Below are 13,874 nucleotides of genomic sequence, written 5' to 3' on the forward strand. Positions count from 1 at the left end.
GGCTCACCATGCGGGGCGTTGGCGGGACAGCACCCCCTCTGCCCGGTAGGGCAGAGGGGGCGCGAAGGAACTCGACTGACGGGGTTCTGATCCCGGCGTAAGGAACCCTAAGCCCCCAGCCCCTCAAACAGGATCGTCGACAAATAGCGCTCGGCGAAATCGGGGATGACCACGACGAGGGTCTTGCCCTTGTTCTCCGGCCGCGAGCCGATGACGATTGCCGCCTGCAGGGCCGCGCCCGACGAAATGCCGACCGGCACGCCCTCGAGGCGGGCGACGAGACGCGCATTGGCGACGGAATCCTCATTGGAAACCTTGACGATCTCGTCATAGATCGTGGTGTCGAGGATCTTTGGCGCGAAGCCGGCGCCGATGCCCTGGATCTTGTGCGGGCCTGGCTGGCCACCAGACAGCACCGGCGAGGCTTCCGGCTCGACGGCGACGACATGCAGCGAGGGCTTGCGCTTCTTCAAGACCTGTCCGACGCCGGTGATGGTGCCGCCAGTGCCGATGCCGGCAACGAAGATGTCGATCTCGCCCTGCGTGTCGTTCCAGATTTCCTCCGCTGTCGTCTTGCGATGGATTTCCGGATTGGCGGGGTTTTCGAACTGCTGCGGGATGACCGCATTGGGGATGGTCGCGGCCAGCTCGTCGGCCTTGGCGATGGCGCCCTTCATGCCTTTCGGGCCTTCGGTCAGCACCAGCTCCGCGCCAAGCAACGCCAGCATCTTGCGGCGCTCGACCGACATCGTCTCGGGCATGGTCAGGATCAGCTTGTAACCTTTGGCGGCGGCGGCGAAGGCGAGCGCGATGCCGGTGTTGCCCGAGGTCGGTTCGATCAGCGTCGTCTTGCCGGGCGAGATCTTGCCGGCCGCTTCCAGCGCCTCGATCATCGCCACGCCGATGCGGTCCTTGACCGAGGCGATCGGATTGAAGAATTCGAGCTTGGCGACGAGATTGGCAACGATGCCCTTCTCCTTGGCGAACTTGTCGAGCCGTACCAGGGGCGTGTCGCCGATCGTGTCGGTGACGGAATTGTAGATGCGGCCGCGGCCGGGGACGCGGGCGGAGGTGACGGGCTTGTTCATTGGTTTCGCTCCCAGGATTTCAGGCAATTGGCACCAGCCGGCAAGATAGGGCCTTCGGCCGCGCAAGATAGACTGTCGGCCGAAAATATCCGAGTAGGGCTTGTGTCTAAAACGCTTCCGCCTTGGAAAAGCGTTTCGGGGCGACGCCTGTTTCTGGAATGGATTCGCTGAAAGCGCCCTATTGACGGGCGGCGATCGCTGCCGCGGCGCCAATCATGAACCCCGCCGCCGTGCGGTTCAGGGTCTTCAGCGCGCGTGGCGATTTCAGGAACCAGCGCGCCTTGGCGGCGAGCGCCAGGTAAGGCACCAGCACGGCGAACAGGACGACGACCGTCAGCGCCGCGAGGATACCATAATCGGCAAGCGTGATCGTCTTCAGGTCGACGATGGTCGGCGTGATGGCGAGGTAGAAGATCATCGTCTTCGGATTGCCGAGCGTCACGGTAAGGCCGGCGGCGAAGCTCGACAGCAATCCGGCCTTGCCGTTTTTCGCTTCGACGGTTTCGGGTGTGATGCCGGCGGTCCAGAAGCGCCAGCCGAGGAAAGCCAGATAGGCGATGCCGGCCCATTTGATCGCCAGGAACACCATGCCGAAGGTTTGCGCGACGAAGGCGAGGCCCAGCACCACGGCGGTCAGATAGGTGAGATCGCCAACCATCAGGCCGAAGGACATGGCGAGCGACGAGCGAAAGCCGGAGCCCAGCGCACGCGCGACGAGCGCCGTGATCCCGGGGCCGGGAATGGCGGCGGCGATGCCGAGAGCGGCGCTGTAGGCGAGAAAGCCGGTGAGGGTCATGACATGTGTCTCAAATCAGCATGTCTTGTCGCATGGTATGGACCGCAGTTGAATTTCCTGGAGCTGGAATCCATTGCACCAGACATCGCGGTCTTCGCCTTATGAAGCCCGCTCATCCGGCCGCTTCGCGGCCACCTTCTCCCCGAGGGGGAGAAGAGCCGGGCCTCAAGGTTGGTGACCTCCTCTCCCCACGGGGAGAGGTCGGATTGTCCCGAATTGCTCTTCGCAATTCGGCTGGCAATCCGGGTGAGTGGGACTGCTCTGCTCAAGCAAGACTCCTCAGGAACGGCTCAGGAACGGCCGGCCCCGTAGGTCACGCGCCAGATCGTGCCGTTGCCGTCCTCGGTCACGATCAGCGCGCCGTCGCTCGCCACCGCCACGCCCACCGGCCGGCCCCAGACCTCACCGTTTGAGATGACGAAGCCGGTCATGAAATCCTCGTACTCGCCGGTCGGCTTGCCGTCCTTGAACTTGAGCCGGACGACCTTGTAGCCGGTCCTGTTGCCGCGGTTCCATGAACCATGGAGGGCCACGAAGGCGTCGCCCCTGTATTCCTTGGGAAACGCCGTGTCGGCAGGCAAATCCTTGCCGTCGTAGAAGGCGATGTTGAGCGGCGCCGAATGCGCCTGCATCAGCACGTCGGGAATATCGGTCTTGCCGGCAAGATCGGGGCGCGCGCCTTTGTGGCGCGGATCTTCGTTGTTGCCGATATAGTACCAAGGCCAGCCATAGAAGGCGCCCTCCCTGACAGCGGTTGCATATTCGAACGGCACATTGTCGCCGAGCGCGTCGCGCTCATTGACGACGCACCAGAGCGCGCCGGTCGCCGGCTGCACCGTCATGCCGGAACAGTTGCGCAGGCCGGTGGCGACGATGCGGCCGTTCTTGCCGTCCGGGTCGAAGGCCCGCACGTCGGCGCGGCCTTCCTCGGCACCCCAGGTGGCGCCGAGCGGCTTCGACTTCACCCACGCTTCGAGGCCCCCATCCGGCTTCCTGCTCATATCCTCGGCGACGTTCGAGCCGGAGCCGACCGAGAGATAAAGCGTCCTGCCGTCAGGCGAAAAGGCGATGTCGCGCGTCCAGTGGTGGTTCGAGGGAATGTTGTCGACGATGGTCTGCGGCTTGCCGGAGGCCTTCAGCGCGCCCTTGCGGTAGGCAAAGCGCACGATGCTGTCGCTGTTGGCGACATAGACCCATTGCGGGTCGTCGCCCGGCGGATAGAAAGCAATCCCATAGGGCTGGTTGAGATTGCCGGCAAAGATGCCTTTCTCGGCGGGTTTCGCGCTGCCCTGGGTCAGGCGGTAGACACGAAGCTGGTTGGCTTCGCTGTCGGCGACGAACAGGTCGCCATTCGGCGCGATGCGCACGACGCGCGGATTGTCGATGCCGGACGCAATCAGCTCGGCCGAGAATCCGGGCGGCAGCCGTGGCTTTGTATCGGCCGGCATGTCGGCAAGGCCGGCGCTGTTCGAGGCCGATTTGGTGGCATACGGTTTCGGCAGGTCTTCCGGCCTGATCAGCCGGCGCACCCCGGGTTCGTCGGCGCGCCAGTCGCCGAAGGCGGCCGCGCCTCTTAGGACGGGTTGGTCGGCGGCCAGGACCGAACTGGCAATCACAAGGCCAACCGGGATGGCGGCCATTGAAGCAAATCGGATCATGGGATCCTCCGCAACGTGTCGGCAATCGGTTGCCACGGCCAGCGGCAACGGCTGACCATCGCGATTGTTCCACGCCACACGCCGAGTTGAAGCGGCGCCGGAGCGGCGGTCAGGCCTCCGTGGCGTCGAGGTCGCTGTCGAGGCGCCTTTCCAGTTCGACGAGATCGGCCGGCAGCGGCAGGCCCATGGCGCGCATCTCGCGCAGTTTTTCGCGCAGCTGCTCCTGCACTTCATGCGCGTCTTCCGGCTGGTTGACCATCTCCTCCAGCAGCAGGCTGATCTGGGCCTTGAACGATTCGAGCGCCATTGTTTTTCTCCTTGCGGCCTGTTCGTTCGGTATCGCACTCGAAAGTGCGTCGACATCCCGGTCAGGTCGGGCCGAAATACCTTACCGCAGCATGCGGGAAATTAACTGCGCGGTATAGTCGACCATCGGCACGATGCGGGCATAATTCAGCCGGGTCGGGCCGATGACGCCGAGCGCGCCGACCACGCGGGCATCCTTGTCCCGGTAGGGCGCGACCACCAGCGATGAGCCCGACAGCGAAAACAGCTTGTTCTCCGAGCCGATGAAGATGCGTACGCCCGATCCCTGCTCGGCAAGGTCGAGCAGCTGGATCAACCCGTCCTGCGTCTCCATATCCTCGAAAAGATGCCGCAGCAGTTCGATGTCGGCCTGCGCGGTGACGTTTTCGAGCAGATTGGCGCGGCCGCGCACGATAAGCCGCGCCGGCAGACCGCTTTCCGCGCCCGCCCATACCGCCAGGCCCTTCTCGACGAGGTCCTGCGACAGCGTGTCGAGAGCTGCCTTGGTCTCTTCCTTGATGCGTGCGATCTCGGTGCGCGCCTCGGCCAGCGTGCGCCCGCGAATATGCGCGTTGAGGAAATTCGAGGCTTCGTGCAGTTGCGAGACGGTGATGCCTGCCGGCAGCTCGACGACACGGTTCTCGACGTCGCCATTCTGCGACACCAGCACGGCAAGCGCCTTGGTCGGCTCCAGCTGGATGAACTCGATGTGCTTCAGCGCCACCTCGTTCTTGGCGGCCAGCACCAGGCCGGCGCCGCGCGACATGCCCGACAGCATCTGGCTGGCCTCGGTCAGCATCTGCTCCAGCGTCGCGCCCGAGCCCGATGCCCGCACCTGTGCCTCGATGGTGCGGCGCTCCTCGTCGGAGAGGTCGCCAAGCTCCATGAAGGCGTCGACGAAGAAGCGCAGGCCGGCTTGCGTCGGCAAGCGGCCGGCCGAGATGTGCGGCGCGTAGATCAGCCCGAGATGTTCGAGGTCGCTCATCACATTGCGGATGGTGGCCGGCGACAGCGAGGAGGGCAGGATGCGCGACAGGCTGCGCGAGCCCACGGGCTCGCCATCCCTGAGATAGGAATCGACGATGCGCCGGAAGATGTCGCGTGAGCGCATATCGAGCGATTGAAGCGCAAGCGGCTGCGAACCGGGATCGATTGCCTTGGTCATTTCGGCCGAAAACCTCCTTGTCGAGGATATAGACTTCGGCGCGCCGCGCAACCCGGTGTCTGTGTCGGATCACCCAGTCCGTTTTCCTTTGCGCGCTGCCCCCCATGCGTCTAAAAGCCGGCCACGATTTCAAAAAACTGACAGAAAGCAGGCCGAATGCGCCCCTCCAAACGCCAATTCAACGAAATGCGCGCCATCTCCTTCGAGCGCGGCGTCTCCAAGCACGCCGAAGGCTCGTGCCTGGTGAAGTTCGGCGACACCCATGTTCTGTGCACGGCAAGCCTCGAGGAGAAGGTGCCCGGCTGGATGCGCAATTCGGGCAAGGGCTGGGTGACGGCCGAATATGGCATGCTGCCGCGCTCCACCGGCGAGCGCATGCGCCGCGAAGCCTCCGCCGGCAAGCAAGGCGGCCGCACGCTGGAGATCCAGCGCCTGATCGGCCGTTCATTGCGCGCCGTGGTCGATTTGCAGGCGCTGGGCGAACAGCAGATCACCGTCGACTGCGACGTCATCCAGGCCGATGGCGGCACCCGCACCGCGTCGATCACCGGCGGCTGGGTGGCGCTGTACGACTGCCTGCGCTGGATGGAAGCCCGGCAGATGGCCAGTGTCTCGAAGGTGCTGAAGGACCATGTCGCGGCGATTTCCTGCGGCATCCATGACGGCCAGCCGGTCATAGATCTCGACTATCTCGAGGATTCCTCGGCCGGCACCGACGCCAATTTCGTCATGACCGGCAAGGGCGGCATCGTCGAGATCCAGGGCACCGCCGAGGGCGAGCCTTTCTCCGAGGACCAGTTCGCCGCCCTGATGGGCTTGGCCAAGAAAGGTATTTCGCGGCTGGTGAGTTTGCAGCAGATGGCGGTGGCGTAAGATTTTTGGACGATTAAGGTTGGCGATCCTTCCCACCCCCCTCTGTCCTGCCGGACATCTCCCCCGCAAGGGGGGAGATTGGCAGTTTCGCTGGCCGTGCCTACCCGTCAACGTTGAAAATTGGCGGAAGCAGTCAATACCGCTGATCTCCTCCCTTGAGGGGGGTGAGGAGTGGTCCGCGCAGCGGACGGGAAGCCAATTGCTTGGCTTTCCGAACAACAAACGCCCGGAGCGACAGCGTAGGGCCGGGTCCGGCAGGCCAGAGGGGGGCGCCTCGTGACACCCTCCGCGATCTTGGAATCGGCCCTCTACGTCACCGACCTGGCCGCCGCCGAAGCCTTCTACACCGATATCCTCGGCCTTGACCTGCTCGGCAAGGTCGACGGCCGCCACCTCTTCTTCCGCTGCGGACCGGGCGTGCTGCTCATCTTCAACGCCGAGGCGACCAGGATCCCGCCGTCGCCCGATGCCAAGCTGAAAGTGCCGCCGCACGGCACGCTCGGCGAAGGTCATCTCTGCTTCGCGGCAACCGCCGACGAGATCATCCGCTGGAGAGCGCATCTCGAGGCGAAAAACATTGCCATCGAAAGCGAATTCGAATGGCCGCAAGGTGGCCGTTCGATCTATATACGCGACCCCTCGGGCAATTCGATCGAGTTCGCCGAGCCAAGAATCTGGGGCCTTTGATGCATTCGCCAACTGTTCATACGCTTGACGGCAAGAAGATCGTCGTTGCCAGCCACAATGCCGGCAAGCTGCGCGAATTCGCCGATCTGATGGAGCCGTTCGGCTTCGAAGCGAAGTCGGCCAAGGACTATGGCCTGGCCGAGCCTGACGAAACCGGCACCACCTTCGAGGAGAACGCCTACATCAAGGCGCTGGCCGCCGCAAAGGCGACTGGCCTGCCGGCGCTGTCGGACGATTCTGGCCTCTGCGTCGACGCGCTCGACGGGGCGCCGGGCGTCTACACCGCAAACTGGGCCGAAACCCCTGAGGGATCACGCGATTTCGGCATGGCCATGCAGCGCACGGAAGTGGCGTTGCAGGAAGTCGGCGCGGCCGAGGCGGCACAGCGCACGGGCCGCTTCGTCGCCGTCATTTGTCTGGCCTTTCCTGATGGCGAGGCGGAATATTATCGCGGCGAGGTCGAAGGCACGCTGGTCTGGCCGCCGCGGGGCGAGCTCGGCTTCGGCTACGATCCGGTGTTCCTGCCCAATGGCTTCGAGAAAACCTTTGGCGAGATGAGCGCCGAGGAAAAACACGGCTGGAAGCCTGGCCAGGCGACCGCTTTGTCACACCGCGCCCGGGCTTTCCAGAAATTCGCCCGCGCCAGGCTTGGCGCGCAATGATCGGAACCGGCATGAGCATGCCGCTCGACCGGACGCCCGGTTTCGGCGTCTATGTCCACTGGCCGTTCTGCGCGGCCAAATGCCCGTATTGCGACTTCAACAGCCATGTCCGTCACCAGCCGGTGGATCAGGAGCGCTTCGCCGCCGCCTTCGAGGCGGAGCTGGCAACGATGCGTCAGCGCACCGGCCCGCGCGAGGTGACCAGCGTTTTCCTCGGCGGCGGCACGCCGTCGCTGATGAAGCCCGAGACGGTGGGCAGGGTTCTGGATGCCGTGGCGAAGAACTGGACGGCGCCGGAAGGCATCGAGGTGACGCTGGAGGCCAATCCGTCCTCGGTCGAGGCCGAGCGTTTCCGTGGCTACCGCACCGCCGGCGTCAATCGCGTCTCGCTCGGCGTGCAGGCGCTGAACGACAGGGATTTGCGTTTCCTTGGCCGGCTGCACAATGTCGAGGAAGCGCTGCATGCGATCGGCCTGGCCAGAGAAATCTTTCCGCGCCTGTCCTTCGACCTGATCTATGCCCGGCCCGGACAGACGCCGGAGGCCTGGGCATCCGAGCTCGAACAGGCGATCGGCCATGCCGCCGACCATCTGTCGCTCTACCAGCTGACCATCGAGGAAGGCACGCCCTTCCATGCGCTGCATGCGGCGAAGAAATTCATCATTCCCGACAACGACCATGCCGCCGATCTCTACGCGTTGACGCAGGAGATCACCACGGCGCATGGCTTGCCGGCCTACGAGATTTCCAACCACGCCCGGCCGGGCGCCGAGAGCCGGCATAATCTGACCTACTGGCGCTACGGCGAATATGTCGGCGTCGGCCCCGGCGCGCATGGCCGCTTCATCGAGAATGGCCACCGGGTGGTGACCATCGCCGAAAGGATGCCGGAAACCTGGGCCAATCTGGTCGAGGCCAAGGGCCATGGCGTCACCGGAGGCGAGATCCTGACGCGCTCGGAAGAGGCCGACGAATTCCTGCTGATGGGGCTGAGGCTCGCCGAAGGCATCGACCTGTCGCGCTACGAGGCGTTCTCCGGGCGCGGCCTGTCGAGCGCGCGGCTGTCGGTGCTGCAGGGCGAGGGGCTGGTGGCGCCGATCGGCAATTCCCGGCTGCGCGCCACGCCGGCCGGCATGATCGTGCTGGATGCCGTGGTGGCCGATCTGGCGCGGTAGGACATGATCCCGAAAAGTGGGAACCGGTTTTCGGACAAGATCAGAGAATGTCCCGGTGAAGAACGTCCTCTTCGTCTGCAGCCAAAATCGCCTGCGCAGCCCGACCGCCGAGCAGGTGTTTTCCAAGCGCGGGGATATCGAGGTTGAATCGGCGGGCACCAATCACGATGCCGATACGCCGCTGACGCATGAACTCGTCGCATGGGCCGATATCATCTTCGTCATGGAAAAGGCGCACCGCGCCAAGTTGCAGAAGAAATTCAAGTCCAGCCTGAAGAAGGCCAGGGTCATCTGCCTCGACATCCCGGACAATTATGAATTCATGGATCCGGAGCTGGTGCGGATTCTGGAGGGCAAGGTGCCGCGGTATCTCGGCTGAAGAAATGGGGCGGCCGATCATAGGTGTCTTCGTCATCCTCGGGCTTGACCCGAGGATCCATGCCGCGACCCTTGTCGAGGGATGCGACGGGCCAGATTTCTGCACCGTTGCAACGCATTGATGTCATGGCATGGATCCTAGGGTCTGCGCCGCGTCGCTGCGCTCCTTGCTTCGCCCTAGGACGACGAAGTTAGGCGGTCTTCGCGCTCACCGCAAAGCTTATTCAGGCGTCGTGCTTGTGGCGGTGTTTGGCGCGCTCTTTTTCGGCGTGCGACTCCCCAGCGCGAACCGGCTTGGCGTCGGCCTTGTCGCGGCGGGCGCGGTGCTGGTCGCCTATCGGATGCGGGGGCACGCCCTCTCTGGCGCTTTTCGTTTCAAGACGGGTGATGAAAATATCGAAGCGATTGGGCATCGTTCGGTCAGTGCTCCGTCGTGCTGTCTGGTTTGTCGTTGGAAAGCCTGGCGTCTGTCGGCAAGGCCCTGGCGGCCCGCTTGCTCAGGCTGGCTTCGTCTTCGGCAGGCAGGCGCTTGTCCCTGGTCGGGGAGGCGCTGTTGCGGCCGGCATAGTAGGGCGCGAAAACGTCCTGTATCATCAGCCAATCCATCCTGTCCTCCCCTAGGGAATCAGGGGCTAAATCCGCCAAATCCGGTTTCGTTCCCTACTGTGGCGAAGGAATGGCGGCTACCTTACATCGACGTGAGTTTTGCAAGCCCGCGCCAGCCATGCCAAGTATGATTTTGGCAGGCCAAACAGGGCTGAACGGAGACGGCATCATTGACTGGCGAGACGGGCAAGCGCAGCTATGTGGTCGGGCAGACCGAGATCGCGGCCCGTCCGCTCGAGCCGGCGCTCTATCTGGTGGCGACGCCGATCGGCAACCTTGCCGACATCACCCTGCGCGCGCTGGAGACGCTGGCCGCCGCCGACATCGTCGCCTGCGAGGACACGCGGGTGTCGCGCGTGCTGCTCGACCGTTACGGCATTCGCAGGCGCACCACCGCCTATCACGAGCACAATGCCGGCGATGCCGGGCCGAAGCTGATCGCAGCCCTTGAGAGCGGCCAGAGCGTCGCGCTGATTTCCGACGCCGGCACGCCGCTCGTTTCCGACCCCGGCTACAGACTGGTCGGCGAGGCGCTCGACCATGGCATCCGCGTCGTGCCGATCCCCGGTCCGTCGGCGGGGCTTGCAGCACTCACGGCATCCGGCCTGCCGTCGGACGCCTTCCTGTTCGCCGGATTCTTGCCGGTGAAATCAGGGCAGCGGTTGGCGCGGCTGGAAGCGCTGCGAGCCGTGCCGGCGACGTTGATCTTCTTCGAATCGCCGCGCCGGCTGGCCGAGTCGCTCGGCGCCATGACCGAAGCGCTTGGCGGCGAACGCAAAGCCGCGATCGGCCGGGAATTGACCAAGACTTTCGAGGAAATGCGCATTGGCACGCTCGGGGCGCTGGCCGATCACTACGCGGCGGCCGACACGCCGAAGGGCGAGATCGTCGTCTGCGTCGGCCCCGCCGAGGCTAGGGCCGACGAGCCTGAGGACATCGACCGCCTGCTGCTCTCGCTCGCCGCCGAAATGCCGGCCTCAAAGGCCGCGGCGGAAGCCGCGAAGATGACCGGCGGCCAGAAACAGATGCTCTACCGGCGGCTGCTGGAGCTTAGGGATGCCCATGCCGATGGCTGAGCGCCCGAGCGCCAGCCGCCAGAAAGCCTATCGGCGCGGCCATCGCGGCGAATGGCTGGCGGCCGCCGCCCTGCTGCTGAAGGGCTACAGGATCCTCGCGCGCCGCCATCGCACCCGCTTCGGCGAGATCGACCTGATCGCGCGGCGCGGCGACCTGGTGCTGTTCGTAGAGGTCAAGGCCCGCCGCACGCTGATGGAAGCCATGGAGGCGATCGGCCATGAATCGGAGCGCCGCATCGAGGCGGCCGCCGACATCTGGCTCTCGCGCCAGTCCGACTACGGCAGGCTGTCGATGCGCTTCGACATGGTCGCGGTGCTGCCTTGGCGCTGGCCGGTGCATGTCGAGAACGCGTTTTATGGGAGAAACTGAGGGCCATCCAGGAAAAGTGCGTAGCGGTTTTCCGTCCGGGATTGCGTCAAAACAAACAGTTAGAGGGAGCCACCTACGAGCGTTGCTCGCCCTTCGCTGGCTCAGGGCGTTCGTCGCTCAGGAAGCCAAGCAATTGGCTTCCTGTCCGCTTCGCGGATCGCTCCTCACCCCCAGATCATCAACGCCAGCAGCCCGACGATGCCCACCACCAGCCGCCACCAGCCGAACAGCGAATAGCCGTTGCGCGAGACGTAATCGAGCAGGAAACGGACCACGAACAGCGCCGTGACGAAGGCGGCGACGAAGCCGATGGCGATGATAGGCAGGTCGGCTGACGACAGCACGTTGCGGTTCTTGAACAGGTCGAAGGCGAAGGCACCGACCATGGTCGGAATGGCGAGGAAGAAAGAAAACTCCGCCGCCGCCCGCTTGTCGACGCCCAGGAGCAGCGCGCCGACGATGGTCGAACCCGAGCGCGAGGTGCCCGGGATCAGCGACAGGCACTGGAACAGACCGATCTGCAGGTAAAGCCGGGTCGGGAAGCGTTCGACGTCGCGATAGACGGGCTTCAGGTTCATACGATCGACGGCCAAAAGGATGACGCCGCCGATGATCAGCATGATGCAGATCAGCCTCGGCGATTCGAACAGCACCGTCTTGATGAAGTCATGCGCCAGCGCGCCGATGATCGCCGCCGGCAGGAAGGCGATGAGGATGCCGATGACGAAATGCCGCGTCAGCCGGTCGTGCGGCAGGTCGAGCAGCATTTGCCACAGCCGCCGGAAATAGACGCTGAGGATGGCCAGGATGGCACCGAGCTGGATCAGGATCTCGAAGGCCTTGCCGGTGGAATTGAAACCGAGGAAATGCCCCGCGAGCAGGATATGGCCGGTCGAGGACACCGGAATGAATTCGGTCAACCCTTCCAGCAGGCCGAGCAGCAGGGCTTCGACGATGGTCTGGCTTTCCATTTCTACCTCGGCATTGGGGAAGACGGCGAGAGAACAGGGCTTGCTTGTCATGGCGCCGAAGTCCCCCTATAGGTCGCAGCACCGTGACGGCCCGAATTGCGGGCCGCCAAGACTTACCGGCGCAGCCGGCGATTCGCCAGTGCGCCCTATCATCGCGGAACCATGCTGACGCTTTTCCACCATCCCATGTTCGCCACCTGCCGCTTCGTTCGACTTGCCTTCGGCGAGTATGGCGAGGAATTGGCGCTGATCGAGGAAAAGCCATGGACGCGGCGCAAGGAGTTTCTGGCGCTGAACCCGGCCGGAACCTTGCCGATCCTGCTGGCCGAAGGCGACGTGCCGATCGTCGGCGCGACGGTGATCTCGGAATATCTCGATGAGACGCGCGGCGTCCTTAAGCGCGACAAGCGGCTGTTCGCCGAGGACCCGATGCAGCGCGCCGAAATCCGCCGGCTGATCGACTGGTACCTGAACAAGGCCGAAAGCGAGATCACCCGGCATCTGGTGCGCGAGCGCGTGCTGAAGCCGATCATGCCGGAAACGGCGGGCGGCGGGTCACCGGATTCGGGCGCGATCCGTGCGGCGCGCGCCAACATCCGCCAGCACATGAAATACACCAACTGGCTGGCCGGCACCCGCCACTGGCTGGCCGGCGGCCGGGTCACCTATGCCGATCTCGCGGCGGCCGCGACGCTTTCGGTGCTCGACTATCTCGGCGAGATCGACTGGCGCGAACACGCCGCGGCGCGCGAATGGTATACGCGCGTGAAGTCGCGGCCCTCCTTCCGGCCGCTCCTGACCGATCGCGTGCGCGGCCTGTCACCGGTGTCGCATTATGCGGACCTCGATTTCTGACGCGTCGAAACTGCGCGCGCTGATCGACGCGGAGGCGCGGCGCGCAGGCTTCGATGCGCTTGCCGTCACCACTCCCGATGCGATCCCGCTGGCCCCGGCCCGGCTGGCCGAATTCGTCGCGGACGGCTTTCACGGCTCGATGGACTGGATCTCCGACACGCTCCAACGCCGCAGCGAGCCTTCGACGCTTTGGCCCGAAGTGCGCTCGATCATCGTGCTGGCGATGAATTACGGCCCGGATCATGATCCGCGCGACGTGCTGGCCAAGCGCGACCGCGGCGCCATCTCTGTCTATGCCAGGAACCGCGACTATCACGAGGTCATGAAAGGACGGCTGAAGGAAATCGCCGCCAAGATCGCGGCGCGCGCCGGCGGCGACGTGAAGGTCTTCGTCGACACCGCACCGGTCATGGAAAAGCCGCTGGCGGAAGCCGCCGGGCTCGGCTGGCAGGGCAAGCACACCAATCTGGTCAGCCGCGAACACGGCTCCTGGCTGTTCCTCGGCACAATCTTCACCACGGCCGAACTCGCGCCGGACCGGGCTGAAACGGACCATTGCGGCTCCTGCCGCGCCTGCCTCGACGCCTGCCCGACCGACGCCTTCCCGGCGCCCTACCGGCTCGATGCGCGGCGCTGCATCTCCTACCTCACCATCGAGAACAAGGGGCCGATCCCGCACGAATTCCGCGAGGCGATCGGCAACCGCATCTATGGCTGCGACGACTGCCTCGCCGCTTGCCCGTGGAACAAGTTCGCCCGCGCGGCTTCGGAGGCCAAGCTCGCCGCCCGCGACGATCTGCGCGAGCCGCCGCTCGCCGAACTGCTCGAACTGGACGATGCGGCGTTCCGCGCCTTCTTCTCCGGTTCTCCGGTAAAGCGCATCGGCCGCGACCGGTTCGTCCGCAACGTGCTGATCGCCGCCGGCAATTCCGGCGATGCCGCCCTTGCCGACATCGTTCGGGCTCTCTTGGGCGATCCTTCGCCCCTGGTGCGGGGCGCGGCAATATGGGCGCTGGCGCGGCTTGTGTCCGAGGCCGAATATTCCGAGCGGGCCGCGACCGGCCTGAAGACGGAAAGCGATGGCGCCGTGCGCGACGAATGGCGTCTGGCGCGGCCGGACAGGACGCAGGCATGAGCGAACAGCGGATATTCATCTTCGGCGCCGGCTATTCGGGCAAGGCTTTTGCCCGCGCCGGCACGCCAGGGTT

The 13,874-nt window shown here is 64.8% G+C and carries 16 protein-coding genes and 1 pseudogene; 10 read left to right on the forward strand and 7 right to left on the reverse strand.

Going from position 1 to position 13,874, the window contains the following annotated elements; translation table 11 throughout:
• Positions 1-107: 107 nt before the first annotated feature.
• The 5 genes from cysK to hrcA form a co-directional block, all read right to left on the reverse strand.
• A complete protein-coding gene (gene cysK, locus FJ958_RS06195) occupies positions 108-1,088 on the reverse strand; it encodes a cysteine synthase A (protein WP_140740721.1) in 981 nt (326 codons plus the stop codon).
• Between the two features lie 178 nt (positions 1,089-1,266).
• Positions 1,267-1,884: a LysE family translocator gene (locus tag FJ958_RS06200; RefSeq protein ID WP_140740723.1), complete on the reverse strand. Its 618-nt coding sequence runs from the start codon at positions 1,882-1,884 to the stop codon at positions 1,267-1,269.
• 290 nt (positions 1,885-2,174) lie between these two features.
• Positions 2,175-3,524, reverse strand: coding sequence for a sorbosone dehydrogenase family protein (locus FJ958_RS06205; protein WP_246679519.1), 1,350 nt, complete (start codon positions 3,522-3,524; stop codon positions 2,175-2,177).
• Positions 3,525-3,651: 127 nt separating this feature from the next.
• Positions 3,652-3,849: a hypothetical protein gene (locus tag FJ958_RS06210; protein WP_140610618.1), complete on the reverse strand. Its 198-nt coding sequence runs from the start codon at positions 3,847-3,849 to the stop codon at positions 3,652-3,654.
• An 81-nt stretch (positions 3,850-3,930) separates the two neighbouring features.
• Positions 3,931-5,013: a heat-inducible transcriptional repressor HrcA gene (gene hrcA / locus FJ958_RS06215; protein WP_140740726.1), complete on the reverse strand. Its 1,083-nt coding sequence runs from the start codon at positions 5,011-5,013 to the stop codon at positions 3,931-3,933.
• Positions 5,014-5,169: 156 nt separating this feature from the next.
• On the opposite strand from hrcA, the gene rph reads away from it, so the two are divergent.
• The 6 genes and pseudogenes from rph to FJ958_RS31925 form a co-directional block, all read left to right on the forward strand.
• Positions 5,170-5,886 (forward strand): ribonuclease PH, encoded by a 717-nt coding sequence (gene rph, locus FJ958_RS06220; protein WP_140740728.1) that lies wholly within the window; start codon positions 5,170-5,172, stop codon positions 5,884-5,886.
• A 276-nt stretch (positions 5,887-6,162) separates the two neighbouring features.
• Positions 6,163-6,573, forward strand: coding sequence for a VOC family protein (locus tag FJ958_RS06230; protein WP_140740729.1), 411 nt, complete (start codon positions 6,163-6,165; stop codon positions 6,571-6,573).
• Positions 6,573-7,235, forward strand: a complete 663-nt coding sequence (rdgB, locus tag FJ958_RS06235) for an RdgB/HAM1 family non-canonical purine NTP pyrophosphatase (protein WP_140740731.1) — start codon at positions 6,573-6,575, stop codon at positions 7,233-7,235. Before FJ958_RS06230 ends, rdgB begins: the two co-directional genes overlap by 1 nt.
• An 11-nt stretch (positions 7,236-7,246) precedes the next feature.
• Positions 7,247-8,410, forward strand: coding sequence for a radical SAM family heme chaperone HemW (hemW, locus tag FJ958_RS06240; protein ID WP_140740732.1), 1,164 nt, complete (start codon positions 7,247-7,249; stop codon positions 8,408-8,410).
• Between the two features lie 55 nt (positions 8,411-8,465).
• On the forward strand, positions 8,466-8,789 hold the full coding sequence (locus FJ958_RS06245) for a low molecular weight protein tyrosine phosphatase family protein (RefSeq protein WP_140740734.1): 324 nt from the start codon (positions 8,466-8,468) through the stop codon (positions 8,787-8,789).
• A 229-nt stretch (positions 8,790-9,018) separates the two neighbouring features.
• Positions 9,019-9,129, forward strand: a pseudogene (locus FJ958_RS31925) (transporter); the annotation flags it as partial.
• A gap of 79 nt (positions 9,130-9,208) precedes the next feature.
• Here FJ958_RS31925 and FJ958_RS06255 read toward each other — a convergent pair.
• Complete coding sequence (locus FJ958_RS06255) at positions 9,209-9,382, reverse strand: hypothetical protein (protein WP_246679510.1); 174 nt, start codon at positions 9,380-9,382, stop codon at positions 9,209-9,211.
• 182 nt (positions 9,383-9,564) lie between these two features.
• On the opposite strand from FJ958_RS06255, the gene rsmI reads away from it, so the two are divergent.
• Positions 9,565-10,470 carry a 16S rRNA (cytidine(1402)-2'-O)-methyltransferase gene (gene rsmI / locus FJ958_RS06260; protein WP_140740738.1) on the forward strand — a complete coding sequence of 302 codons (906 nt, stop codon included), beginning with the start codon at positions 9,565-9,567 and terminating at the stop codon, positions 10,468-10,470.
• Positions 10,463-10,840 (forward strand): YraN family protein, encoded by a 378-nt coding sequence (locus FJ958_RS06265; protein WP_140740740.1) that lies wholly within the window; start codon positions 10,463-10,465, stop codon positions 10,838-10,840. Before rsmI ends, FJ958_RS06265 begins: the two co-directional genes overlap by 8 nt.
• Before the next feature lie 164 nt (positions 10,841-11,004).
• On the opposite strand, the gene FJ958_RS06270 is transcribed toward FJ958_RS06265, so the two are convergent.
• Entirely contained in the window at positions 11,005-11,811 is an 807-nt protein-coding gene (locus FJ958_RS06270) for an undecaprenyl-diphosphate phosphatase (RefSeq protein ID WP_140740818.1), read from the reverse strand.
• A 162-nt stretch (positions 11,812-11,973) separates the two neighbouring features.
• On the opposite strand from FJ958_RS06270, the gene FJ958_RS06275 reads away from it, so the two are divergent.
• Together FJ958_RS06275 and queG are read left to right on the forward strand one after the other, a co-directional pair.
• The gene (locus tag FJ958_RS06275) at positions 11,974-12,666 is read left to right on the forward strand and encodes a glutathione S-transferase family protein (protein WP_140610628.1); all 693 of its coding nucleotides are present in this window, start codon (positions 11,974-11,976) and stop codon (positions 12,664-12,666) included.
• On the forward strand, positions 12,647-13,801 hold the full coding sequence (queG, locus tag FJ958_RS06280; RefSeq protein ID WP_140740742.1) for a tRNA epoxyqueuosine(34) reductase QueG: 1,155 nt from the start codon (positions 12,647-12,649) through the stop codon (positions 13,799-13,801). The genes FJ958_RS06275 and queG overlap by 20 nt, the downstream gene beginning before the upstream one ends.
• The last annotated feature ends 73 nt before the right edge of the window (positions 13,802-13,874 follow it).

The sequence above is a fragment of the Mesorhizobium sp. B2-3-5 genome, from assembly GCF_006442395.1.
In the GTDB taxonomy this organism is placed as follows: domain Bacteria; phylum Pseudomonadota; class Alphaproteobacteria; order Rhizobiales; family Rhizobiaceae; genus Mesorhizobium.

Bases quoted from the DNA above. Each gene is read 5' to 3' on its own strand.
- cysK (WP_140740721.1), bottom strand. From the start codon at position 1,088: ATGAACAAGCCCGTCACCTCCGCCCGCGTCCCCGGCCGCGGCCGCATC.
- FJ958_RS06200 (WP_140740723.1), bottom strand. From the start codon at position 1,884: ATGACCCTCACCGGCTTTCTCGCCTACAGCGCCGCTCTCGGCATCGCC.
- FJ958_RS06205 (WP_246679519.1), bottom strand. From the start codon at position 3,524: ATGGCCGCCATCCCGGTTGGCCTTGTGATTGCCAGTTCGGTCCTGGCC.
- FJ958_RS06210 (WP_140610618.1), bottom strand. From the start codon at position 3,849: ATGGCGCTCGAATCGTTCAAGGCCCAGATCAGCCTGCTGCTGGAGGAG.
- hrcA (WP_140740726.1), bottom strand. From the start codon at position 5,013: ATGACCAAGGCAATCGATCCCGGTTCGCAGCCGCTTGCGCTTCAATCG.
- rph (WP_140740728.1), top strand. From the start codon at position 5,170: ATGCGCCCCTCCAAACGCCAATTCAACGAAATGCGCGCCATCTCCTTC.
- rdgB (WP_140740731.1), top strand. From the start codon at position 6,573: ATGCATTCGCCAACTGTTCATACGCTTGACGGCAAGAAGATCGTCGTT.
- hemW (WP_140740732.1), top strand. From the start codon at position 7,247: ATGAGCATGCCGCTCGACCGGACGCCCGGTTTCGGCGTCTATGTCCAC.
- FJ958_RS06255 (WP_246679510.1), bottom strand. From the start codon at position 9,382: ATGATACAGGACGTTTTCGCGCCCTACTATGCCGGCCGCAACAGCGCC.
- FJ958_RS06265 (WP_140740740.1), top strand. From the start codon at position 10,463: ATGGCTGAGCGCCCGAGCGCCAGCCGCCAGAAAGCCTATCGGCGCGGC.
- FJ958_RS06270 (WP_140740818.1), bottom strand. From the start codon at position 11,811: ATGGAAAGCCAGACCATCGTCGAAGCCCTGCTGCTCGGCCTGCTGGAA.
- FJ958_RS06275 (WP_140610628.1), top strand. From the start codon at position 11,974: ATGCTGACGCTTTTCCACCATCCCATGTTCGCCACCTGCCGCTTCGTT.
- queG (WP_140740742.1), top strand. From the start codon at position 12,647: ATGCGGACCTCGATTTCTGACGCGTCGAAACTGCGCGCGCTGATCGAC.